The sequence below is a fragment of the Roseburia sp. AF15-21 genome (assembly GCF_003479505.1).
Taxonomy (GTDB): Bacteria; Bacillota; Clostridia; order Lachnospirales; family Lachnospiraceae; genus Roseburia_C; species Roseburia_C amylophila.
The window spans coordinates 46,919-69,774 of record NZ_QUHG01000001.1 but is presented as its reverse complement, the minus strand read 5'-3'; the positions used below and the strand labels follow the sequence as shown (position 1 = coordinate 69,774).

The 22,856-nt window shown below is 41.7% G+C and carries 27 protein-coding genes; 3 read left to right on the top strand and 24 right to left on the bottom strand.

The annotated features are described in order from the left end of the window. Positions 1 to 97 precede the first annotated feature (97 nt). Genes DWW33_RS00320 through leuB form a run of 5 tightly spaced genes read right to left on the bottom strand, consistent with a single transcriptional unit; the run spans position 98 to position 6,961 of the window. Positions 98 to 1,261 (bottom strand): phosphoglycerate dehydrogenase, encoded by a 1,164-nt coding sequence (locus DWW33_RS00320; RefSeq protein WP_022243047.1) that lies wholly within the window; start codon positions 1,259 to 1,261, stop codon positions 98 to 100. After that, positions 1,261 to 2,343, bottom strand: a complete 1,083-nt coding sequence (gene serC / locus DWW33_RS00315) for a 3-phosphoserine/phosphohydroxythreonine transaminase (RefSeq protein ID WP_022243048.1) — start codon at positions 2,341 to 2,343, stop codon at positions 1,261 to 1,263. Before serC ends, DWW33_RS00320 begins: the two co-directional genes overlap by 1 nt. Before the next feature lie 52 nt (positions 2,344 to 2,395). Further along, entirely contained in the window at positions 2,396 to 4,069 is a 1,674-nt protein-coding gene (ilvB, locus tag DWW33_RS00310) for a biosynthetic-type acetolactate synthase large subunit (protein WP_118638796.1), read from the bottom strand. A gap of 58 nt (positions 4,070 to 4,127) precedes the next feature. After that, positions 4,128 to 5,810, bottom strand: a complete 1,683-nt coding sequence (ilvD, locus tag DWW33_RS00305; RefSeq protein ID WP_117840956.1) for a dihydroxy-acid dehydratase — start codon at positions 5,808 to 5,810, stop codon at positions 4,128 to 4,130. 50 nt (positions 5,811 to 5,860) lie between these two features. After that, a complete protein-coding gene (gene leuB / locus DWW33_RS00300; RefSeq protein WP_022243051.1) occupies positions 5,861 to 6,961 on the bottom strand; it encodes a 3-isopropylmalate dehydrogenase in 1,101 nt (366 codons plus the stop codon). Positions 6,962 to 7,249: 288 nt separating this feature from the next. Between leuB and DWW33_RS00295 the strand changes: the two genes are divergently transcribed. Then, positions 7,250 to 7,591 (top strand): phenylpyruvate tautomerase MIF-related protein, encoded by a 342-nt coding sequence (locus DWW33_RS00295; RefSeq protein ID WP_022243052.1) that lies wholly within the window; start codon positions 7,250 to 7,252, stop codon positions 7,589 to 7,591. An 86-nt stretch (positions 7,592 to 7,677) separates the two neighbouring features. Here the strand turns inward: DWW33_RS00295 and DWW33_RS15890 are convergent, their stop codons facing one another. Then, positions 7,678 to 8,127, bottom strand: coding sequence for a hypothetical protein (locus DWW33_RS15890; protein WP_243088473.1), 450 nt, complete (start codon positions 8,125 to 8,127; stop codon positions 7,678 to 7,680). 18 nt (positions 8,128 to 8,145) lie between these two features. Here DWW33_RS15890 and DWW33_RS16245 point away from each other — a divergent pair, with 18 nt between their 5' ends. Continuing rightward, positions 8,146 to 8,205, top strand: coding sequence for a helix-turn-helix domain-containing protein (locus tag DWW33_RS16245; RefSeq protein WP_243088492.1), 60 nt, complete (start codon positions 8,146 to 8,148; stop codon positions 8,203 to 8,205). 70 nt (positions 8,206 to 8,275) lie between these two features. On the opposite strand, the gene DWW33_RS00280 is transcribed toward DWW33_RS16245, so the two are convergent. The 6 genes from DWW33_RS00280 to tgt form a co-directional block, all read right to left on the bottom strand. Continuing rightward, positions 8,276 to 8,659: a PAS domain-containing protein gene (locus DWW33_RS00280; protein WP_118638635.1), complete on the bottom strand. Its 384-nt coding sequence runs from the start codon at positions 8,657 to 8,659 to the stop codon at positions 8,276 to 8,278. Between the two features lie 46 nt (positions 8,660 to 8,705). Beyond that, a complete protein-coding gene (locus DWW33_RS00275; protein WP_118638634.1) occupies positions 8,706 to 8,924 on the bottom strand; it encodes an aspartate dehydrogenase in 219 nt (72 codons plus the stop codon). 17 nt (positions 8,925 to 8,941) lie between these two features. Next, positions 8,942 to 9,175, bottom strand: coding sequence for a HEPN domain-containing protein (locus tag DWW33_RS00270; protein ID WP_118638633.1), 234 nt, complete (start codon positions 9,173 to 9,175; stop codon positions 8,942 to 8,944). After that, positions 9,162 to 9,503, bottom strand: coding sequence for a nucleotidyltransferase domain-containing protein (locus tag DWW33_RS00265; protein WP_022243060.1), 342 nt, complete (start codon positions 9,501 to 9,503; stop codon positions 9,162 to 9,164). Before DWW33_RS00265 ends, DWW33_RS00270 begins: the two co-directional genes overlap by 14 nt. 164 nt (positions 9,504 to 9,667) lie before the next feature. Then, the gene (yajC, locus tag DWW33_RS00260; protein WP_022243061.1) at positions 9,668 to 10,003 is read right to left on the bottom strand and encodes a preprotein translocase subunit YajC; all 336 of its coding nucleotides are present in this window, start codon (positions 10,001 to 10,003) and stop codon (positions 9,668 to 9,670) included. A gap of 97 nt (positions 10,004 to 10,100) precedes the next feature. Then, positions 10,101 to 11,252: a tRNA guanosine(34) transglycosylase Tgt gene (tgt, locus tag DWW33_RS00255; RefSeq protein ID WP_117840953.1), complete on the bottom strand. Its 1,152-nt coding sequence runs from the start codon at positions 11,250 to 11,252 to the stop codon at positions 10,101 to 10,103. Between the two features lie 145 nt (positions 11,253 to 11,397). Between tgt and aroC the strand changes: the two genes are divergently transcribed. Then, positions 11,398 to 12,501, top strand: coding sequence for a chorismate synthase (gene aroC / locus DWW33_RS00250; protein WP_118638632.1), 1,104 nt, complete (start codon positions 11,398 to 11,400; stop codon positions 12,499 to 12,501). A gap of 87 nt (positions 12,502 to 12,588) precedes the next feature. Here the strand turns inward: aroC and coaBC are convergent, their stop codons facing one another. From coaBC to mtaB, 12 genes are all read right to left on the bottom strand, one after another. Next, positions 12,589 to 13,782 carry a bifunctional phosphopantothenoylcysteine decarboxylase/phosphopantothenate--cysteine ligase CoaBC gene (coaBC, locus tag DWW33_RS00245; RefSeq protein ID WP_118638631.1) on the bottom strand — a complete coding sequence of 398 codons (1,194 nt, stop codon included), beginning with the start codon at positions 13,780 to 13,782 and terminating at the stop codon, positions 12,589 to 12,591. 5 nt (positions 13,783 to 13,787) lie between these two features. After that, positions 13,788 to 14,633, bottom strand: coding sequence for an ECF transporter S component (locus DWW33_RS00240; RefSeq protein ID WP_118638795.1), 846 nt, complete (start codon positions 14,631 to 14,633; stop codon positions 13,788 to 13,790). Between the two features lie 246 nt (positions 14,634 to 14,879). Beyond that, on the bottom strand, positions 14,880 to 15,932 hold the full coding sequence (locus tag DWW33_RS00235; protein WP_118172665.1) for a lactonase family protein: 1,053 nt from the start codon (positions 15,930 to 15,932) through the stop codon (positions 14,880 to 14,882). Positions 15,933 to 15,935: 3 nt separating this feature from the next. Beyond that, positions 15,936 to 17,162, bottom strand: a complete 1,227-nt coding sequence (locus tag DWW33_RS00230; RefSeq protein WP_022243067.1) for a peptidase U32 family protein — start codon at positions 17,160 to 17,162, stop codon at positions 15,936 to 15,938. A gap of 35 nt (positions 17,163 to 17,197) precedes the next feature. After that, positions 17,198 to 17,839, bottom strand: coding sequence for an O-methyltransferase (locus DWW33_RS00225; protein WP_118172666.1), 642 nt, complete (start codon positions 17,837 to 17,839; stop codon positions 17,198 to 17,200). Then, a complete protein-coding gene (locus DWW33_RS00220) occupies positions 17,836 to 18,225 on the bottom strand; it encodes an endolytic transglycosylase MltG (protein WP_022243069.1) in 390 nt (129 codons plus the stop codon). The genes DWW33_RS00225 and DWW33_RS00220 overlap by 4 nt, the downstream gene beginning before the upstream one ends. 15 nt (positions 18,226 to 18,240) lie before the next feature. Continuing rightward, positions 18,241 to 18,585 carry a YlbF family regulator gene (locus DWW33_RS00215; RefSeq protein WP_022243070.1) on the bottom strand — a complete coding sequence of 115 codons (345 nt, stop codon included), beginning with the start codon at positions 18,583 to 18,585 and terminating at the stop codon, positions 18,241 to 18,243. A gap of 15 nt (positions 18,586 to 18,600) precedes the next feature. Next, complete coding sequence (locus DWW33_RS00210; protein ID WP_022243071.1) at positions 18,601 to 20,265, bottom strand: ribonuclease J; 1,665 nt, start codon at positions 20,263 to 20,265, stop codon at positions 18,601 to 18,603. Between the two features lie 66 nt (positions 20,266 to 20,331). After that, complete coding sequence (locus DWW33_RS00205) at positions 20,332 to 20,592, bottom strand: DUF1292 domain-containing protein (protein WP_022243072.1); 261 nt, start codon at positions 20,590 to 20,592, stop codon at positions 20,332 to 20,334. A 2-nt stretch (positions 20,593 to 20,594) separates the two neighbouring features. Continuing rightward, complete coding sequence (ruvX, locus tag DWW33_RS00200; protein ID WP_022243073.1) at positions 20,595 to 21,032, bottom strand: Holliday junction resolvase RuvX; 438 nt, start codon at positions 21,030 to 21,032, stop codon at positions 20,595 to 20,597. 10 nt (positions 21,033 to 21,042) lie between these two features. After that, on the bottom strand, positions 21,043 to 21,306 hold the full coding sequence (locus tag DWW33_RS00195) for an IreB family regulatory phosphoprotein (RefSeq protein ID WP_022243074.1): 264 nt from the start codon (positions 21,304 to 21,306) through the stop codon (positions 21,043 to 21,045). 136 nt (positions 21,307 to 21,442) lie between these two features. Then, positions 21,443 to 22,795: a tRNA (N(6)-L-threonylcarbamoyladenosine(37)-C(2))-methylthiotransferase MtaB gene (gene mtaB, locus DWW33_RS00190; RefSeq protein ID WP_118172667.1), complete on the bottom strand. Its 1,353-nt coding sequence runs from the start codon at positions 22,793 to 22,795 to the stop codon at positions 21,443 to 21,445. Positions 22,796 to 22,856: the final 61 nt, after the last annotated feature.

Below are 22,856 nucleotides of genomic sequence, written 5' to 3'. Positions count from 1 at the left end.
GCGAAAAACACGCTTTGTGAGTTTCCTGCGTAAGAGAAATGGACTGTCGCGGCGTAACCGGGCAGTCCATATATTATCTTTTTCTCACCTGCATTTATTATTTTACAATACGAACCTTTAATACACCATCTAAGGTCTGAAGTTTCTCTTCTACTTCTTTGGTAACAGGTGCATCTACATCAAGCAGTGTACATGCATAATCGCCACGGCTCTTATTGGTCATATCAGAAATGTTGATATTTGCATCTCCTAAAATAGAAGTATAGCTGCTGATCATTCCCTTTACGTTACGGTGTAACAGTAACAGTCTTCCTGCACTCTTGCACTCGCCCATATTGCAGTCCGGATAGTTTACAGAATGTGTAATATTTCCATTCTCTAAGAAATCACGAATCTCTTTTACTGCCATTACTGCACAGTTATCTTCGGATTCTTCGGTAGAAGCTCCAATATGAGGAGTTACGATACAGCCTTTCTTTCCAACTGTGGTTGGATTTGGGAAGTCGCTGACATATTTTGCAATCTTTCCTTCCTCTAATGCTGCTACCATTGCCTCTTCATCAACCAGTAAGTCTCTTGCAAAGTTCAATACTACAGTGGTAGGTTTCATCATTGCAATCGCTTCTGCATTAATCATTTTCTTGGTAGAATCTAAAAGCGGAACATGAATTGTGATATAATCACAGTTCTTGTAAATTTCTTCTACAGCATTTACATGATTTACATTGCGTGATAAGCTCCATGCAGCATTTACAGAAATGTATGGGTCATATCCGTATACTTCCATACCAAGATGTGTCGCAGCATTTGCTACTTTAACACCGATGGCACCAAGTCCGATAACGCCAAGCTTCTTTCCTGCAATTTCGCTTCCGGCAAAGTTCTTCTTCTGTTTCTCAGCAAGTTTTGCAACATCTGCATTGCCTTCCTCGCCTTTTACCCATTCGATTCCACCGACTACGTCCCGGGCTGCCAATAACATTCCTGCAAATACCAGTTCCTTTACACCATTGGCGTTTGCACCCGGTGTATTGAATACTACGATACCTGCTTCTGCACATTTATCCAATGGGATATTATTTACACCTGCACCGGCTCTTGCAACAACTTCCAAAGTCTTTGGAAGTTCCATATCATGCATTGCTGCACTTCTTACTAAGACTGCCTGTGCATCTTTGATATCATCTACTTTGTTATATTCATCTGACAAAAGGTCTAAGCCTACACCAGCGATTGGATTTAAACATGTATAGTTAAACATTATGCGTTCTCCTCCTCAAACTTCTTCATAAATGCCACCAGCTTCTCAACACCCTCTTTTGGCATTGCATTATAAATGCTGGCACGCATACCGCCAACGGTTCTGTGTCCTTTTAAGTTTACAAAACCAGCTTCGGTTGCTTCTTTGACGAATTTTGCATCTAAGTCAGCATCACCGGTAACGAATGGTACGTTCATAAGAGAACGGTCTTTTGGAACTACAGTTCCCTTGAATAACTTGCTCTGATCTAAGAAATCATAAAGAATCTTAGCTTTCTCTTCGTTACGCTGTTTCATAACTTCAAGTCCGCCCATCTTCTTTAACCATTTGAATACTTTACCACAGATATATATGCCGTAGCATGGTGGTGTATTGTAAAGAGAATCTGCGTCTGCCTGAGTCTTGTATTTTAACATGGTAGGTGTTCCCGGAAGAACATCATCTGTAATTAAGTCTTCACGAATGATTACGATTACAACACCTGCAGGTCCAACGTTCTTCTGAACGCCGCCGTAGATTACTCCGTATTTGGTTACATCAACCGGTTCTGATAAGAAGCAGGAAGATACGTCCGCAACAAGTGTATGTCCTTTGGTATTTGGAAGTTCTTTGAACTTGGTTCCATAAATCGTATTGTTTTCACAGATATATACATAATCTGCATCTTCCGGAATATCAAGATCTGAACAATCCGGAATATAAGAGAAGGTCTTATCTGCTGAAGATGCTACTTCTACTGCATCCCCATACATTTTTGCTTCCTGGTAAGCTTTCTTAGCCCACTGTCCAGTTACAATGTATGCAGCTTTCTTATTTTTCATCAGGTTCATTGGAATTGCAGCAAACTGCTGGGAAGCTCCACCCTGTAAGAATAATACCTTGTAATTATCCGGGATATTCATTAAGTCTCTTAAATCAGCTTCTGCCTCTTTGATGATGTTGTCATATACTTTGGAACGATGACTCATCTCCATTACGGACATTCCACATCCTCTGTAGTCTAACATCTCATCTGCTGCTTCCTGTAAAACTTCTTCCGGTAATACTGCCGGACCTGCAGAAAAATTATATACTCTGCTCATTTTCTAATTCCTCCTCACTTCTTACACATATCTTTCTATATGTAATGGCTTATTATTTTAAATCTTCCTCGGTAAACACCTCAGATATAGCTGCCCCCGGTGCTACCATTGGCCACACCTTATCATCACTATCAATTATACAGTCTATAACAACTGGTGTACTACTTGCAAGTGCTTTTTTCAAAATATCGACAAATTCTGCCTGACTGGCTGCACGATATCCCGTTGCTCCCATGGCTTCTGCCAGTTTTACAAAATCTACTCCATCGTCTAAAACAGTTGCAGAATAATGCTTCTCATAGAAAAGTGTCTGCCACTGTCTTACCATTCCAAGCACATGGTTATTAATGATAACTTCGATTAACGGAAGCTTCTGACGGACTGCTGTTGCAATCTCATTCATATTCATACGGAAACATCCGTCACCGGCAATATTGATAACCTGTTTATCCGGATTTGCTATCTGCGCACCGATTGCTGCCCCCAGTCCATAACCCATGGTTCCAAGTCCGCCGGATGTCAGAAGTGTTCTCGGCTGTTTGTATTTATAATACTGTGCTGCCCACATCTGATGCTGTCCGACCTCCGTTACCATGATAGCATCTCCGTTGGTCTGACGATAGATTTCTTCGATTACGAACGGACCGCTTAATCCTTCCGGATGATAGCTCAATGGATATTCTTTCTTGTATTCCATGATGTGCTCCATCCACTCTTTATGCTCCATCGGAGATAACATCGGATTGATTCTTGCAAGAATCTTCTTTAAATCACCAATCACGCTGTTTGTTACCATGATATTTTTATTAATCTCTGCCGCATCCACATCAAACTGTAAGATTTTTGCATGATGGGCAAATTTCTTAGCATTTCCAAGCACACGGTCTGAGAAACGGACACCTACTGCAATCAGAAGATCGCACTCGCTGACTCCAAGATTGGAAGTCTTGGTTCCATGCATTCCAAGCATTCCGGTATAACGTTCATCCGTTCCGTTAAATGCACCTTTTCCCATCAGGGTATCACAAACCGGTGCATCCACCTTATCCACAAATTCTCTCAATTCATCCGAACAGTCGGAAATCACGGCACCGCCGCCCACAAAGATATATGGTTTTTTCGCTTTCTGAATCAAAGCTGCTGCTTCTTCTAAATCTTCCTCCCGGATGGTTTCTGTCACACGCAGTACCGGTTCAATACGCTGTGCGTTATATTCTGCCCTGTTAGCAGTGACATCCTTTGGAATATCCACAAGAACAGGACCCGGTCTTCCTTTTTTTGCAATGCGGAATGCCCGGCGGATGGTATCTGCCAGATCATTGACATCTTTTACAATAAAGTTGTGCTTGGTAATCGGCATGGTAATTCCTGCAATATCAATTTCCTGGAAACTGTCTTTGCCAAGAAGCGGCACATTGACATTACAGGTAATTGCTACCATTGGAACAGAATCCATATATGCGGTTGCAATTCCGGTTACCAGATTAGTTGCACCCGGTCCGCTGGTGGCAAAGCACACACCAACTTTTCCGGTACTTCTTGCATATCCGTCTGCCGCATGGGAAGCTCCCTGCTCATGGGAAGTTAAAATATGTTTTATTTCATTACTATGTTTATATAACTCATCATATACATTTAAAATTGCACCGCCCGGATAACCAAATACCGTATCCACGCCCTGCTCTTTCAAACATTCTATTACGATTTCAGCACCTGTTAAGAGCATTGAAATTTCCTCTCTTTCCAACTTATCTTTCTGCTGTATATTTACAGATTACCGGTTCTTATTTTTCTTCCCCGGTACCTGGAATCTGTAAAATTGCACCGCGGTTTCCTGAAGTAACCATGGAAGCATAACGTGCCAGATATCCGGTTGTTACCTTCGGTTCTCTTGGCTGCCATTTTGCTTTACGGGCTGCCAGTTCTTCATCGGATACTGCAAGTTCTAACTTCATTTCCGGAATGTTAATCTTAATGATGTCGCCTTCTTCTACCAATGCGATTGGTCCGCCTACGGCTGCTTCCGGTGAAACATGACCGATGGATGCTCCACGGCTTGCGCCGGAGAAACGTCCGTCTGTAATCAATGCTACGGAAGAACCAAGTCCCATTCCTGCGATTGCAGAAGTCGGATTTAACATCTCACGCATACCAGGGCCACCTTTTGGTCCTTCGTAACGGATCACGACTACATCACCGGCAACAATTCTGCCACCCTTGATTGCTGCAATGGCATCTTCCTCACAGTCAAATACTCTTGCCGGTCCTTCATGAACCATCATCTCTTCTACGACTGCGGAACGTTTTACAACACCACCGTCCGGAGCAAGATTTCCCTTTAATACGGCAAGACCACCGGTCTTACTGTATGGATTATCCAGTGGACGGATAACTTCCGGATTCTTATTGACTGCATCTTTGATATTCTCGCCTACGGTCTTACCGGTTACGGTCATACAGTCTGTATGTAAAAGTCCTGCATCTGCTAATTCTTTCATGACAGCATAGACACCGCCGGCTTCATTTAAGTCTTCCATATAGGTCGGGCCTGCCGGTGCCAGGTGGCAGAGGTTCGGAGTCTTCTCACTGATTGGATTTGCAAAGGAAATATCAAAGTCAAATCCTACTTCATGTGCGATTGCAGGCAGGTGAAGCATACTGTTGGTAGAGCAGCCTAACGCCATATCTACGGTCAGTGCATTTAAAATAGCATCCTTTGTCATAATATCTCTTGGACGGATATCTTTCCGATACATATCCATAACTGCCATTCCGGCATGTTTTGCTAATTTGATACGCTCGGAATATACGGCAGGAATGGTTCCGTTTCCACGTAAGCCCATACCAAGTGCCTCGGTCAGACAGTTCATGGAGTTTGCGGTATACATACCGGAACAGGAACCACAGGTCGGACATACTTTCTCTTCGTATTCTCTTACTTCTTCCTCTGTCATTGTACCTGCTGCATAGGAGCCTACTGCCTCAAACATGGAAGATAAACTTCTCTTACGTCCCTTTACATGACCTGCTAACATCGGACCACCGGAAACAAATACGGTAGGGACATTAATTCTTGCTGCTGCCATCAGAAGTCCCGGTACGTTCTTATCACAGTTTGGTACCATAACCAGTGCGTCAAACTGATGGGCTAATGCCATACACTCTGTGGAATCTGCAATCAAGTCTCTTGTTACCAGGGAATATTTCATTCCGATATGTCCCATGGCAATTCCATCACAAACTGCAATTGCAGGGAATACAACCGGTACTCCACCTGCTTCTGCAACACCTAATTTTACAGCGTTTACAATTTTATCCAGATTCATATGGCCCGGTACGATTTCATTATAAGAACTTACGATACCAACCATTGGTTTCTTCATTTCTTCTTCGGTAAATCCCAAAGCGTTAAAAAGACTTCTGTGCGGAGCCTGCTGCATTCCGGCTTTTACATTATCACTCTTCATCTTCGTTCTTCCTCTCTTTTTTATTGTTCTGTCTGAAAATTTCTTATCTCTTACAGATTCTCTACGATTAAGTCACCCATTCTGGCTGTTCCTACCTGGGTTACGGTTGCTTTCTTTGCTTCTTCCTGTGGCATAATGTCAATGGTACGATAGCCTGCCTTTAATACCTTCTTTACGGCATTTTCAATGGCATCTGCTTCTTTATCGAGATCAAAGGAATATCTTAACATCATCGCTGCACTTAAAATGGTTGCAATCGGGTTTGCAATTCCTTTTCCTGCGATATCCGGTGCAGAACCGCCGCTTGGCTCATACAGACCGAATTTCGTATCATTTAAGCTTGCAGAGGATAACATTCCGATGGAACCGGTTACCATACTTGCTTCATCCGATAAAATATCTCCAAACATATTCTCAGTTAAAATTACATCGAACTGCTTCGGGTCTTTTACCAACTGCATGGCACAGTTATCTACCAGCATATGCTCATATGTTACTTCCGGATAATCCTTTGCTACTTCTTCTACAATCTTTCTCCAGAGTCTGGAGGAATCCAGTACGTTTGCCTTATCCACGCTGGTTACTTTCCTGCGGCGTTTCATGGCAATGTCAAATCCACGTTTTGCAATTCTGCGGATTTCATTTTCGTTATATGTCAAAGTATCGGTTGCTGTCATCACACCGTCCACTTCTTCTGTCTTTCTCTCGCCAAAATAAAGTCCGCCGGTCAGCTCACGCATAATCATCATGTCAAATCCGTCTCCGATAATATCATCACGCAGTGGACATGCTTCCTTTAATTCTTCATAAAGGTATGCCGGTCTTAAGTTAGCAAAAAGGTTCAATGCTTTTCTTAATTTCAAAAGACCTGCCTCCGGGCGAAGGGATGGCTCTAATTTGTACCAAGGGGATGTTGCTGTATTTCCTCCGATGGAACCCATCAGAACTGCATCTGCCGCTTTTGCATGCGCAATGGCATCATCGGTCAGCGGTACACCGGTTGCATCGATAGAACAACCGCCCATCAGTATCTCGTCATATGTAAAGGTGTGTCCGAATTTTGCTCCAATGGCATCTAACACCTTTCTTGCTTCGCTTACAATCTCCGGTCCGATTCCGTCACCGGCAATTACTCCAACATTATAATTCATGGGTAAATCCTTCTTTCTTTTCCTATTGCATGCATCCCAATTTCATAACTACTGATTATGGTAATGCTCATTATCCTATATCATAGCTTATTTATCCGAAGAATTCAATAAATTTTACCATTATAGTTTCTCATAGTTTTTATAAACTGTGGTTATATTCTGTTCTTTTGATATGATTTGTTGTTATTATACAAATCTTTTTCTTGTCAGATGGGGACTGGTACAGTAGACTTGAGGTAGGTATTTAATGAACCAATTAACTTATCAATTTGCAAGGAGGATTTTCAAATGCCATTTATTAACATGAAAACTACTGCGACTTTAGATATTGCAAAAAAAGATGCCCTGTCCAAGGAGCTCTGCATCATCACCAGAGACTGTCTCGGCAAAGGTGAAAACTGGGTGATGACCGGGTTCGAGGGGAATGCTTCTCTTTGCTTTCTAGGAAGCACCAAAGACATTGCTTATGTAGAAGTGAAATGCTACGGCTATCCGACCAAGCCACAGATGAATCTTATGACAAGGAAGGTCTGCACGCTCTTAGAAAATGAGCTTGGTATTCCGAAGAAGCGAATCTATGTTGCTTACTTCCCGACCGAGGACTGGGGATGGAATGACAGTAATTTCTAGGGGACTAGAAAAGGCATATCACACTAATAGCTATACGTTGTGTGATATGCCTGTCTTTTTGTGTTTTATTCTATGGCAACCCTATCTTATGATTTCCAGTTCCAGTCCTCTAAAAAGCTCATCAATTCATACCAGTTATCTACCGGTTCCCAGATTACAGGATCCTGATTATCAGGGTCTATACAACCCAAGCAAAACTCTTTTACTGGCTTTTCTTTCACTTTATAAAATTTCCATATGAGTCCATTTGTATAAATTACTTTTCCATAAGAATTAGGGTGTCCTTCTATCTGCTCTGTTATCTCCATATTATCATACGGTCGTTTTGCTTCTATGCACCCATATTTAGCTGCATCTCGACTTTTCTTCCTTTCCAGCACAACAAAATCAGGAAAACCTGCTTCCACTTCTAAATTCTTTGATAATTTGCTGTCTGCTAATTTGTGGAATACTATGAAGTCCAAAAAGATATCCCAATACCAGCTTCTAAAGATGGGCATTGATAATAAAACTCTGGATGGATTAAAACACAACAAAATATTACTGTACTCACCTTGGAAAAGCTCTGCACCATTATAGGCTGTACTCCAAATGATATTATTGAATTTAAATAGAGCGATACACCTTTGTCGATGTACCGCTCTATTTATGATATGAAACTATCTCATTTTCCTATATTCCATTTTACCACAAATCATATTTTTCCATGGTTTCCGCATTTCTGAATTCGTGCTTCTCATAGTAGCCAATCAGCTTTTCCTCGGCATCCCTTAAAGCAACCATATACACATCTTTATTCTGCTTCTCATTATGGGAGGTATAGATGAGATTGTGGCTTTCATCTGCAGAGAACCAGTCGATTACCTGCTGGATGCGTTTTTGCGATTCTTCATTATGGCAGTTTAAAAGGCTTCTTCCAACAAGGCTTTCACCGCCCCATTTCTCATAGCTTTTTACTGCAGTTGGATTCATATAAATGATTTCGTGCTTTAAATTGCATATCACAACGGAACAACGATCCTGGTCAATGATGCTTTTAAAATATGCTGCGTTAATATCTGTCTGCATGGTTATGCTCCTTTTCTTTCTGTCTTGAATTTCTATTATGCTTTGCTTAATATTCCTTTTCTATTTTTCCCTCAATTCCATACATTTTTCGGAACGTATCAAGGTCTGCCTCATTTCTTATCAGCATTACTTCTTCTATCTTTCCTGTATGGATATCTTTAAAGCCTGCCACCTGTTCTCCATTGCAGATGCTGGCTTTAACGATAGGCTTCTTGTTCATTTTATCATAAGGCAATGGTGTGGATTTTTTCTTGAATATTCTCATACTGTATATCCTCATAATTAAGATTCATTCTTATATTCCAATATATACTTTTCCACCAGTTTACCAAAACATTCCGCTGTTGCATGCACTGCATTGATAGCACGAAAAATAGCATAATATGCCCTGTTATTTGCTGCCTTATATTCCCCTGCATCTAATAATATTTTTGCTGCACGTAAGTCATCTTTTGCTGTTTCCATCCTATATTGGGCGAGTTCTTTTTTCATATCATCATTATTATGCTGCTCCATATAACCTTACTCCCTCTTTCCTTACATTCTCATAAAACGGATATGCTTCACTCCATTTGCGGAAATGTTCATCATTCTTTGTTATCGGCTTAATATCCAGGTCATTATCCATATTAAAATCGAATGTCGCATAAGATAACTGATGCTGATATTGCTTCATTTCCATATCTGTTATGTCAAGCAATATCATGATATCAATATCTGAATCTTCTTTAAAATCCCCTCTGGCGTATGAGCCATACAAAATCACTTCCTGCAAATGTGTTCCATATATTTTTTTAATTTCTGCTATATATTTATCTAACAATTCTTTCATGCTGTATGACATCATTCTCACCTCATTTTCTATGAATTTATAACAATTTCTATTTGTTGCAATTTTATTCTATTATAACATACCTGCATTTTTTCAGGCAACTGTCTGTTCCTTGTATACAAAAAATCCGTGGTTTGTACATCTCGCACACTCCACGGATTTTCTAAGGTCTTATCTTATTTCTTCTCTTTGGTTTCTTTTGCTTCTACTGCTTCTTCCGGTTTTTCGATTGCTGCAATTGCGGCTTTCTGCATTGGGATACGGCAGTTTCTGTTGCTGCCAAACTCAACGATAACAGTATCATCTTCAGATACGTCAATTACGATTCCGTAGAAACCGCTGGTTGTCAGTACGGTATCACCTACTGCCAACTCTGACATCATCTGCTCTTTCTTCTTTGCTTCTTTCTTCTGTGGACGAATCATGAAGAAGTATACAAATACAACCATAATTACTACCCACATAATAATGCTTCCCCAGGCCTGTGCCTGCTGTGATGCTAAAATAGACATTTCTTTTCCTCCTGAATTACAAACTTAAGTTCATGAAAAACATTGTACACAAAAAGACTGCGTTTCACAAGTATTTTCCCGATATTTCATTCTTTTTTTAGATTTGTGCCTCTTTTTCCCTGTTTATCTGGTTCATACCATAGAGTTTTTCCTCTTTGTATGACTTGTAGCTGCCGGCATCGATGGCGTCTCTGATTTCTTCCATCATGGTATTGTAGAAATACAGATTGTGCAATACGCAAAGGCGCATGCCAAGCATTTCCTTTGCCTTTAACAAATGGCGGACATAGGCTCTGCTGTAACGGCGGCAGGTCGGACACTGACAGCCCTCTTCGATTGGACGCATATCCTTTTCATATTTCTTATTAAAAAGATTAATCTTTCCCTGATTGGTATAAAGATGTCCATGGCGGCCATTACGGGTCGGATATACACAGTCAAAGAAATCCACACCACGGTCTACTGCCTCTAAAATATTTGCCGGAGTTCCGACACCCATAAGATAGGTTGGTTTCTCAAGTGGCAGATATGGAACGGTCTGGTCTAAGATATCATACATCTCTTCGTGGGTCTCGCCTACTGCAAGTCCACCTACTGCATAGCCATCTAAATCCAATTCACTGATTCGCTTTGCATGGTCAACCCGGATATCCGGATAAATGGCTCCCTGGTTAATTCCAAACAGCATCTGATTTTTATTAATGGTATCTTCCAACCCATTCAGTCTTGTCATTTCCGCCTTACAGCGTGCCAGCCAGCGGGTTGTTCTGGCTACGGATGCCTCTACATATCCACGGTCAGCCAGTGCCGGTGCACATTCATCAAATGCCATGGCAATGGTGGATGCCAGATTAGACTGTATCTGCATACTTTCTTCCGGTCCCATGAAAATTTTTGCTCCATCAATGTGGGAATGGAAATAGACTCCCTCTTCTTTGATTTTACGGAGTCCTGCCAGTGAAAATACCTGAAATCCACCGGAATCGGTAAGGATTGGTTTGTCCCACACCATGAACTTGTGCAGTCCGCCCAGCTCTTTGATTAATTTATCTCCCGGACGTACATGCAGATGATAGGTATTGGATAATTCCACCTGTGTCTTAATCTGCTCTAAGTCTTCGGTAGAAACAGCTCCCTTTATGGCAGCGACCGTTCCTACATTCATAAACACCGGGGTCTGTATATCACCATGTACGGTATGAAAAATGCCCCTCTTTGCTCTTCCATCCTGTTTTAATAATTCGTACATATAATCTCCTGTTTCTGTTCTTTTTACAAATACTATCCTAGCATACCTTGTTTTCGCACTTTTTGCAACTGTGGGATTGCCAGTATCTGAAAAATCTTCTATAATAGAGTCTGACTTTTTTACGAAAACAAATCAGGAGGATGCTATGGCAGGCTCAACTATTGGAACTAACTTTAAAATTACAACCTGGGGAGAATCACACGGATCAGGAATCGGTGTCGTAATTGACGGCTGTCCTGCCGGACTTTCCCTTTGTGAAGAAGATATACAGACCTATTTAAACCGGCGTAAACCGGGACAATCTGCTTTCTCTACCCCGCGAAAAGAGGATGATGCAGTACATATTCTTTCCGGTGTCTTTGAAGGCAGAACCACCGGAACTCCAATCTCACTGATTGTGGTAAATGAAAACCAGCATTCCAAAGACTACCGTGAGATTGCTTCCTACTATCGTCCGGGACATGCTGACTTTACCTTTGATGCCAAATACGGTTTCCGGGATTACCGTGGTGGCGGACGTTCTTCCGGCCGTGAGACTATCGGACGTGTGGCTGCCGGTGCGGTTGCCGCAAAGATTTTAAAGGAACTTGGCATTGAGATTCTCACCTACAGTAAGAGCATCGGTCCCATCACCATTGACGAAACCAGATTTGATGCTGCAGAAATTACGAAGAATCCGCTCTATATGCCGGATGCAGATGCTGCTGCAAAAGCTGCTTCCTATCTGGAAGAATGCAAAGCCATGCAGAACTCTGCCGGCGGTATTATCGAATGTGTTATTACCGGTGTTCCTGCCGGAATCGGTGACCCGGTATTCGAAAAAATCGATGCAAATTTAGCCAAAGCAATTTTCTCCATTGGTGCTGTAAAAGGCTTTGAAATCGGTGATGGATTTGCTGTTGCTGCTGCTACCGGACTTACCAACAACGATGCCTTTGTAACGGATGAAAACGGTTCTGTCACAAAAGAAACCAACCACGCCGGCGGTATCTTAGGCGGCATGAGTGATGGCTCGCCGATTGTATTCCGTGCTGCCATCAAGCCGACTCCTTCCGTTGCCTCCACCCAGAAGACCATAAATAAAAACGGCGAGGAAATCGAAATCAATATCAAGGGACGTCACGATCCGATTATCGTTCCAAGAGCTGTTGTGGTTGTCGAATCCATGGCTGCCATTACTATTTTCGATGCCATGCTTTCTAACATGAGTGCCCGGATGGATGGAATCAAAGATTTCTACAAGAAATAAAGGCTTCTATCAGAAATAGCAAAATCCCTGTCTGCTACAAGTCACAAACTCAGGTGACCTTCCGCTGACAGGGATTATTATTATTTTCTACGCCTGCATTTTGCTTAGAATCTCATCAAAGATAGCTGAAGCCACTTCATCCTTCGACATAATCGGAAGCTCTTTTTCTTCTGATTCTGTAATCAAAGTTACCACATTGGTATCGGTACCAAATCCGGCTCCCGCTGTCTTAAGATTATTGGCAACAATCATATCAAGCTTCTTCTTTTCTAACTTGGCTTTGGAATTTTCTTTCAGATGCTGTGTCTCCATGGAAAATCCACACAGGAACTGGTTTTCCTTCCGGGCAGAAACTGTTCCTAAAATATCTTTCGTGCGTTCCATTTCCAACGCCAGTCCGCCATCGGCCTTTTTGATTTTTTCATCCGCAACGGTCTTTGGACGGTAGTCTGCTACTGCTGCAGCCATGACTACAATATCCTGTTCTGCAAATGCATCTGTAACAGCCTGATACATCTCTTCTGCCGTAACCACCGGAATTGTATTTACAAAAAAAGGCTTTTCAAGGCTGGTCGGTCCGGTGACCAGTGTTACCTCTGCCCCTCTTCTTGCCGCATTCTTTGCCAGTGCATAACCCATTTTTCCAGTGGAATGGTTGGTCACATAACGTACCGGGTCAATTGCCTCCTGGGTGGCTCCTGCTGTGATGAGAACCTTCTTTCCTGTCAGGTCTTTCTCACAGGCAGCTTCCTGCAGAATATATTCTAACAGTTCTTCCGGTTCCGGAAGTTTTCCCCTTCCGGTATCGCCACAGGCAAGATAGCCTGAGGATGGCTCAATGATGTGATAACCATATTCTCTTAGTATCTTAAGATTATCCTGTGTTACCGGATTGTCAAACATATGTGTATTCATTGCCGGGGCAAGATATATCGGAGCCTCACAGGCTAACATGGTAGAAGTGAGCATATCATCTGCAATTCCATGTGCCAGCTTTGCAATGACATTGGCAGATGCCGGAGCAATCATCACCACATCTGCCTCCTGTGCCATGGCAATATGTGCCACATGATATCCGCTGTTACGGTCAAAGGTATCGTCAATCACCTTATTTCCGGTCAGTGTCTCAAAGGTAACCGATGATATAAACTGCTCTGCATTTTTCGTCATAATTACATGTACATCTGCGTGCTTCTTTACCAGCATACTGGCAAGCGAAGCCGCTTTATATGCTGCAATACTGCCTGTCACTGCCAGTAATATATTCCTGCCCTTTAACATATGAATTACCTCCTGTGTACTTTATTCAATACCATTCCAATAGCGGCTACCAGAACGGCTGCTACAATCGCTTCTATAATTCCATTAAAGCTGATAACGCCAAGGATTACACCCATAACTGCGCCCGGTTCAATGCTCAATGCATTGGCATATGCCTCTTTATAGAAAATATAAATCATCGGCATTACAAGCAGTGTATTGGTCAATGCACCGGTCACGCCGGCATAGACATAGCCCAGGAATCTGCCATCCTTCTTTCTTCCGGTCAATTCCACTGCAATAAAATAAATAACTGCTGCAGCTGCACCTGATATCCAGCCAATCATTTCCTTCGAATCTGTTGTCAGCATTTTAGCAAAGAACGCATGGATACCAACCAGTAAAAGTACACTGATTACAAGATTACTGATTACCTTTGCAGCCTTTGCATGGCTGGATGTGGTTAATTTTACAATTCCACGATATACGAAATATGGGATGATACCTACTAAAATTCGTGGTACAAAACAGATAATGGTACTCTTTACCACTCCTGCTGCGCCATCGATGCTGCTTGCCAGTATCGGTGAAAATACAAATGCTGACATAGAAGTTGGCATCAATGTATTTTTAATAAAACTGGTTAATCCAAATACAAATCCCAAAAAGGCACCTTTTTTCGGTCCGCAGAAAATTGCACCTAAAATAACCGGTATATGGATAATCGTTGCATTAATAACTACTAAAGGAATAAATCCTAACGGGGTAAATGCCATTACGACAATAATGGCGGTAAATAAAGCTGTCAGAACCAGCTCATAAGATTTTGGGATACTTCTGTCCCTGGTAAAAGCTACGTTTTTTTCACTCATAGTCTCTTCCTCTTTTCTTAAATTTTCTTTTTCTATTTTCTTTTTTCTCCGCATTTTAAGGCTTTGCGGCCAAGCACTTCCATTGATAGCCTCCGGACCGGTAGGCTTCAACTGTGTTATTCTATCATAGTTTTTCCCAAAAAGAAAGATGTCATCTGTTATTTTTTTAACAAACGACATCTTTTTACCCTTTTTACATGAATACCGAAAAATGCCTGGCTAAAGCATGTTTCCTGCAGTTCGCTTTTAACTTAGTTTATGGATATAAATACAATTCGGCTTGTCTACCGGAATCGGCTTCTCTTCCATCAGAATGTATTTCTTCTCATAATCTACCTTAAACATGGTAATCTCATTGGTCTCATTATTAAGGCTCATGAAATGCATTCTGTCCGGACAGATACCAATCATTTTCGGATAATCACCACTGATTTTCGAATTACACATCATGGTAAGACATCCACTCTCTTTATCAATTTCATAAATCGATACGGAGTTTGCACCTGCATTACTGCAGAATAAATATTCACCATCCATTGTCACTTCCAGACCGGATGCAGCACAGACATCAGCTTCCTTCGGTGTGGTCGTTGTAATGGTCTGAACCTTCTCGAAATGCGGCTGGTCATTTTCTAACGTATAGGAAAATACCTCTATCTGATTCAACAGCTCATAGAGAATATAAGCAAATCTTCCATCACGGCTGAAGCGAATCATATGCGGTGCAGATTCCAACGGACAACGGATGATATCTGCAAGCTTCATCCTGCCATTCTCATAGTCAATCCGGTAAATCTTTACATGATCTAATCCATTATCCACTGCACACAAGAACTTCTCGTCCGGTGTCAGCTTCACGCAGTCTACATGTGGCTTGGAACTTCGCTCTGCAATGGTCCGTCCTATTCCCTTATGAAAAATACCGTCTGCGATTTCTCCGATGCTGCCGTCTTCTTCCAACTTCATCATGGTCACTCTGCCATCATGATGACCGCCTACGAAAAGATAACGGTTCTTACTGTCCACTTCCACATAACAGCCACGCATACCGCCAATCCACTGCTTGTTCATTGGCTCAAGGTCTCCATCCGGCAGAATGTGAAATGCTTCCACGCCTTCATCTGCAATGGAATATAAGAATCTGCCATCCTTCGATACCAGCAAATCGGAAGGATTATTGATGGGAACCACTTTCCGTTCCTTCATTTCTCCGCTTTTTGCATCCAAATCATATAAATGGATTCCGATACTGTTCTCATGGGTATACGTTCCGACATAAACAACATACTTTTCTTCCATAGGTCATTCCTCCTGTCTGCGTAAAATATCATACATCTCCAGTTCCTGTCCTAAATCAATGTAAAGCACCTGTTTTGGATGTGGTGCTGATTCCATTTCATTTCCATCTTCGTCCACAATCCGTTTTACGGTAACCGGAATATTTCTTCCATCCGGTTTCATGACTTCAATCTGTTCCCCTACGGAGAATTTATTTCTCTGTTCAATCTGATATAATCCCTCTTCGTTGCGTTCTCCTACAATTCCAAGGTAGGTATACTCTTTGATATAAGTGTTATTATCGTAAATCTGGCTCTCTTCCGAAGGCTTTCCAAAGAAAAAGCCGGTGGTAAACTGGCGATAAGTACAGTTAGAAATCTGTTCTAAATACCAGTCCATATTTTCTTTATATTTCTCCGGTGAGGTAAGATAATCATCAATGGCTTTCCGGTAAGTACGTGCTACAGTAGCAACATAAAGTGCTGTCTTCATACGTCCTTCTATCTTAAAGGAATCAATACCTGCCTCAATCAGTTCCGGGATGTGCTCAATCATGCACAAATCCTTGGAGTTAAAAATATAGGTACCACGTTCATTTTCATAAACCGGCAGATACTCTCCCGGACGTTTTTCCTCTACCACTGCATATTTCCAGCGGCACGGATGAGTGCAGGCTCCCTGGTTGGCATCTCTTCCGGTAAAATAATTACTTAAAAGACATCTTCCGGAATAGGAAATACACATTGCTCCATGCACAAATGTCTCGATTTCCATTTCATCCGGAATATTTTTGCGAATCTCAGCAATCTCATTTAAAGAAAGCTCTCTTGCTGTTACCACACGCTTTGCGCCCTGGTTCCACCAGAACTGATACGTTCCATAGTTGGTATTATTGGCCTGGGTACTGATATGACGCTCGATTTCCGGGCAGATTTCTTTTGCAATGGTATAAATACCCGGGTCAGAAATAATCAGGGCATCCGGCTTGATTTCCTTTAACTGGGTAAAGTACTCTCTTACACCTTCCAAATCCCCATTGTGAGCCAGTATATTTGCTGTTACATAAACTTTTACACCATGCTCATGGGCAAACTGGATGCCCTCTGCCATATCCTCCATGGAAAAGTTTTTTGCCTTCGCACGAAGTCCAAATACTTCTCCGCCGATATATACGGCATCCGCTCCATAAATGACTGCAATTTTTAATACTTCCAGACTGCTGGCTGGAATCAGTAATTCTACCGGTCTCATTGATTTATTTCTCCTAATATTTCAATCTGTATCATCTATTTCTTAATGCTAATGGTAACACCGTCTCCAATCGGAAGCACCGATGTGGTAAGACTGTCATTGTGTGTCAGTTCATAAAGATATTCCCGCATTCTCTTATGAATGGTCCGGTTTCTTCTGGTTACTGCATAATGGGATTCGATAATATCTCCCTCCTGCAGCACATTGTCAGATACCAGTAATGCACCAGGCTTCATCAGCCGAAGAATATCCGGCAGGAAATTGATATACTGTCCCTTTGCCGCATCCATAAAAAGAAAATCATAAGAATCTTCTAACGTCTTTAACACCTCTGTGGCATCTCCCGGAATCAGTGTGATTTCTTTCTCTTTTCCGGCACGTTTGAAATTTGCCTGTGCAATAGGAATTCTTTTCTCGTAATTTTCTATGGTTGTAATCCGGCATGGCACCGGATTATATTCTTCCATCAGAAGTGCAGAAAATCCTACTGCAGTTCCCACTTCCAAAATCCGCTCCGGCCGCTTTAATGCCAGCATGGATTTTAAAAAGCTCTGCATTTCCTTACGGATAACCGGCACATAATTCTTCTTTGCCTCTGCCTCAATTTCCTCTAAAAGCGGTGTATTTCCACTGTCTAAGGAATTGATATACGTTACTAATCGTTCCTCTACTATCACGTTGTACCCTCTGTATCTTTTTCCGAAACCGGTGACATGGCTTCCATCATTTCTTTCGCTGTCATGGAAGTATTCAGCGTATATATTCCCGGTTTGATTTTTTTAGAATACGCAGAAAGCTTTAACTGCACTGCAAAAAGCCTGGCATCACGGATAAGTCCTTTCTCCTCTAACATACTTCCAATATCACTACCGGACATTCCAGCCTCTATCTGAACCACAATATCCTTGCCATCACCGGATGACACCGGCTGCTCTGTATACACGCGATATCCGAAATCATATGCATAGCTTCCTGCCTTAAAAAGTACAAAAATCACCAGTACAACAACAAGAACAGAAAAACTGATTCGGACAATTTTCATCACAATCTTACTGGCACTCATCGCACAACCTCTCCATTATCTTTCGTTTACAAAACCTACTTCAAAATTCAGGCCGCCAACCAGTCTGAAATTAATTTTCTGCAGCAGACGGCAGAATGCAAGCTCTGCTGTCATAAATTCTTCTGCAACCGGATTCTTGCGGATATCTATATTTTCCCGCTCCAGCTGGTCTACTTCCCAGAACAGATCCACATTTTTACTGTTCTGGATCTGGTAATTCTTCTGGCGGAATGCAAATACAATCTGCTCTAATTCCGGATTCGCATGCAGCTTATTCTTTGCTTCCTGATAACGCTTATATTCATTGGTATCCTGAATTGCATTTACAAGTTCTGTTACCTTATCTTCTACTACGCTCATGTTCATCCACCCACATTAAACTTCCATAATAATTGGAATAATCATCGGTCTGCGCTTTGTCTCTTTCCAGACAAAATCACCTAAAGCATCTTTGATTTCTGTCTTAATCTTGCTCCAGTCTGTAATATTCTTATCCATGCAGTGTTCCATGGTTCCCTCTAATACATGACGAGCTTCCTCCATCAGGCTTTCTGCCCCACGTACATAGACAAATCCTCTGGATACGATGTCCGGTCCTGCCAGCACCATTCCGGAGCCACTTTCCAATGTCATTACAACAATAATGATTCCTTCTTCTGCCAGATGCTGTCTGTCACGCAATACAATATTTCCTACGTCACCAACACCAAGTCCGTCTACCATGACATCGCCTACCTGTACATGTCCGGTAACTGCTGCGCTTTCCTCATCCAGTTCTAATACATCACCGGAAGACAAGAGGAAAATATTTTCTTTATCAATGCCAAGTTCTTCTGCAATCTTAGCCTGGGCAACCAGATGACGGTATTCTCCATGAACCGGAATTGCATATTTCGGTTTTACCAGTGAGTAAATAAGTTTGATATCCTCCTGACAGGCATGACCGGAAACATGAACATCCTGGAAAATAACCTCTGCACCTTTCATGGTCAGTTCATTAATGACACCGGACACTGCTTTTTCATTACCCGGAATCGGGTTGGAACTAAAAATAATGGTATCCTTTGGTTTAATTGTTATCTTACGATGCATGCCGGATGCCATACGGGATAATGCCGCCATGGATTCTCCCTGACTTCCTGTTGTAATGATAACCGTCTGCTCATCCGGATAATTCTTCAGCTGTTCAATATCAATCAGGGTCTGCTCCGGGATGGTAAGGTATCCCAGCTCAGACGCAATCGTAATGATATTTACCATGCTTCGTCCTTCAATCACTACTTTTCTGCCATACTTATTGGCAGAGTTCATAATCTGCTGTACACGGTCTACATTGGATGCAAAAGTTGCAATAATGATTCGTGTGTTCTTATGGTCAGCAAAAATATTATCAAAGGTCTTTCCTACGGTACGCTCCGACATGGTAAAGCCAGGACGCTCTGCATTGGTGGAGTCACACATCAATGCCAGTACACCCTTCTTACCAATCTCACCAAAACGCTGTAAATCGATAGCATCACCATATACCGGTGTATAATCCACTTTAAAGTCTCCGGTGTGGACAACTGTTCCTGCCGGTGAATAAATGGCAAGAGCTGCCGCATCCTGAATACTATGGTTGGTACGGATAAATTCCACGCGGAAGCAGCCTAGGTTAATATGCTGTCCGTATTTTACTACCTTACGTTTTACTTTCTTGAGCATATTATGCTCTTCTAACTTGTGCTCGATAATTGCAATCGTAAGCTTGGTTGCATAAATCGGCACATTGACTTCTTTTAAAATATAAGGGATTGCTCCGATATGGTCTTCGTGACCATGGGTAATAAAAAATCCCTTTACTTTGTCAATATTATCTTTTAAATAAGTCACATCCGGGATAACAAGGTCTACACCAAACATGTCATCCTCCGGGAATGACAGACCGCAGTCCACAACAATAATACTGTCTTCGTATTCAAAGGCAGTTATGTTCATTCCAATCTGCTCTAATCCGCCTAATGGAATGATTTTCAATTTTGAGTTTGCTTCTTTTTTCAAAATATTACCTCCATAAATTCTTTCTTTTCGCGCTCATTGCATTTGTCCGCAATTACATAAGTTCTCCTAGAATTCAATGTCTACATCTTCCATTAATTCTGCGAAAATTTTTGCAAGTGCTTCTAACTCTTTATCATCTTCCACCATTTCATAGATGGTATTGTGATCATCTTCATTCTGTGTTTCTTTTAAAATAAATGCATCCGAATCACCCTCTTCGTCTACTGTGACAAGAAGGTAATTGATTCCCCGTATGGTTGTCTGCTCTAATACATAAAATTCTGCTGACTCATTGGTATCCGGGTCTGTAAAATTTACTTTTTCCATATTTACTCCTGATTCTTTTCATTCTGCAGATAGTCAAGGTATCCCTGTAAAATAAAGGATGCCGCTATCTGATCCACATATTCTTTGCGATTCTCTCTTCGGATTCCGGCTTCCATCATAAGATTATCCGCCGCAACAGTAGTAAGGCGTTCGTCCCACAGCTCTACTGTAAGTCCGGTACGCCTTTCTAACATTTCTTTAAATTCTAAGGTTTTTTCACAACGCTCGCCTTCACTATTATTCATATTTTTCGGAAAGCCGAGAACAATTTTCTCCACGTTATATTCTTTGATTAATTCTTCAATACGTGCCAATGTCTGACGCAGCTTATTTTCTGATTTTCTGCGCACAATCTCAATTCCCTGTGCAGTAATAAGCAGTTCATCGCTAACGGCAACTCCAACGGTTTTAGAACCGAAGTCAAGACCGATTATCCGCATCAACTGCCTCCTACTTCCATGAATTTGTATGGATATATTCCTTTAATATCTCTTCTACAAGTTCGTCACGTTCTACTTTCATAATCAGACTTCTTGCATTATTGTGACTGGTAATATAAGTCGGATCACCAGACATAATATATCCAACAATCTGATTGACCGGATTGTACCCTTTCTCGGATAATGCCTCGTATACAATCTTAAGTACATCATGTACCCTGATTTCCGGTTCTTTTTCAACTCTAAAATATTGTGTGTTATTCATGTTCTGCATTTTTTCACGCCCTTATTTTGCTCTTTTGTTCTTCCTAATGAAAAAGCATCGCTAAATCTATTCTAATATAAAGTACTGCAAAATTCAACCATTATTCAAAATACACTTCTCATACACTTATCTTTTCCCGATAATTCTACTCTGCTTTTTCAATATTTTCCATCCGGTATACATCCGCTGAAATCCGTCCGGTCACTACACCTTTCACCAAAATATTTTCTTCCCCTTCTGCCTCCGGCACTGCTATCTTTACATATTCTTTGGTATATCCGGTAAAATATACATTTCCTGCGATTTCATCGGTTTCTTCTAATAATATTTCTTCCGGTCTGCCAACATAATACTCCCGGAATTCTTCTGACATTTCCTGTGCCAGTGCCAAAAGCACCTTACTGCGTTCTGTCTTCACCTGTTCTGGCACCTGATCCGGCATCACTGCTGCCTTCGTACCTTTGCGCTTGGAATACTTGAAAATATGCATCTCATAAAAATGAATCCGCTCTAAGAATTCCTTCGTTGCCTCAAATTCTTCCTCTGTTTCTCCCGGGAATCCTACGATAACATCTGTGGTAATTGCCGGATGGGTAAAATATTTCCGAATCAGCTTACAGCCTGCTTCATAAGTGGCTGTATCATATTTCCGGTTCATCCGCTTTAAGGTTGCATCACATCCGCTCTGCAGGGACAGGTGAAAATGCGGACAGATTTTTTCTAATTTTGCCAGCTCTTTCACAAAATTCTCATCGATGATTCCAGGCTCCAAGGAACCCAGACGAATCCGGCGGATACCTTCTACTTTATGCACTTCCTGAATCAGATGTAAAAGATTATCTCCATGGTCTAATCCATAGGAACTTAAATGGATTCCGGTCAGTACCACTTCCTTACAGCCATTTGTTGCAAGTGTCTCCACTTCACGCACGACCTCTTCTGCCTTACGGCTTCTGATTCTACCTCTCGCATATGGAATAATACAATATGTGCAGAACTGGTTGCAGCCATCCTGCACCTTTAAGAAAGCTCTGGTATGTTCTTCTGTCCGGCTGATAGACAGCGCTTCATATGCTCTGCCTTTCTCATTAATATCGCAGATATTTTCCTTCCAGTCATCCACTCCTTCAGTTTCTTCGTTTGCATTTTTCTTCTGGTTCATACAGTTTTCAATAAGCTCCACCAGTTCATGTTTCTTGTCATTTCCGATAATGATATCCACGGATAAATCCCTTGCTGCTTCTTCCGATGAAGTCTGGACATAACAGCCGGCAGCGACAACGATACTGTCCGGATTTTCTTTTTTTGCTTTATGAAGCATCTGGCGGGATTTCCGGTCTGCCATGTTGGTTACCGAACAGGTGTTAATCACATAGACATCCGCCTGTTCCGTAAAAGGAACAATCTCATAACCTGCCTGTTCTAATAACTGCTGCATAGCCTCCGTCTCATATGCGTTCACCTTGCATCCCAAATTGTGCAATGCTGCTTTTTTCATTCGATTTTTTCCTCACTTCTAGTTGACTTTTACCTCCAAAGAAGTTACTATTAAGAAAAAG